The 1,006-nt window shown below is 60.2% G+C and carries 1 protein-coding gene; it reads left to right on the top strand.

Annotated features, from left to right (window positions below; all coding sequences use genetic code 11):
* Nucleotides 1-112: 112 nt before the first annotated feature.
* Nucleotides 113-1,006: IS110 family RNA-guided transposase (locus tag ACZ3J7_RS41105; RefSeq protein ID WP_353799074.1), on the top strand; the 894-nt coding region annotated here is incomplete at its 3' end.

The raw sequence follows: 1,006 nt of genomic DNA, 5'->3' as shown, positions 1-1,006 counted from the left end.
CGGTATGAGGGTCGGCCCGTTTCGGGCCGGGGACTCGCTTGCAAGTTGCCGTGGGTTGCCGAGTAGGCGAAGCCTGGATCGGTAGTGCCTACATTTGCAGGAGGCCCCGGTGATGTATCAGCGTACGAGTGTCGGATTGGACGTGCACGCACTGTCTGTAGTGGCATGTGCGATCGACGGTCAAACCGGTGAAGTATGGAAACAACGATTATGTCCGGACTCCGGTGAGATCCTCGCCTGGTTGCGTTCGTTGCCGGGTCCGGTGAAAGCCGTCTACGAGGCCGGACCGACCGGATTCGGCCTGTACCGAGCTCTGAATCAAGCGGGTGTGGAGTGCGTGGTGGTTGCGCCGTCGAAATTGCAGAGACCTGCTGGTGACCGCGTCAAGACCGATGCTCGCGACGCGCTGCATCTGGCGCGGTTGCTCCGACTGGACGAGATCGTCGAGGTCACGGTCCCTTCGGTAGAACAAGAGGCAGCCCGAGATCTGGTCCGTGCCCGTGAGGATGCTCGCGGGGATCTGATGCGATGCCGACATCGCTTGTCGAAACTTCTTCTGCGGCAGGGCATTGTCTATTCTGGTGGTGCGGCGTGGACTGGTGCGCATGATGTGTGGCTACGAAGTCAGAGGTTCGAGCAGTCGGCGTTGCAGGCCACGTTCGACTCGAACTATGAAGCGATGCTGCTCACCCGAAGCCGCCGTGACCGACTGGATACGGCGATCGAGGAGATGGCGGAGAACAGTCCCTACACGCCGATGGTGCACCGTTTGGGATGTTTACGCGGAATCTCTACTTTGACCGGGTTCGGGTTGGCGGTCGAGATCGGCGACTGGCAGCGATTTACGGGGAGCACCATCGGTTCCTATGTCGGCCTGGTGCCGAGTGAATACTCTTCGGGGACATCACGATCACAGGGTTCGATCACCAAGACCGGCAACGGTCATGCACGTCGGTTGTTGGTCGAGGCAGCATGGCATCACCGCAAGATCTACCGCAACCCTGGA

The sequence above is a fragment of the Kitasatospora sp. NPDC015121 genome, from assembly GCF_055562955.1.
Note: the sequence above shows the minus strand (reverse complement) of the source record. Positions and strands in the feature narration are given on the sequence as shown.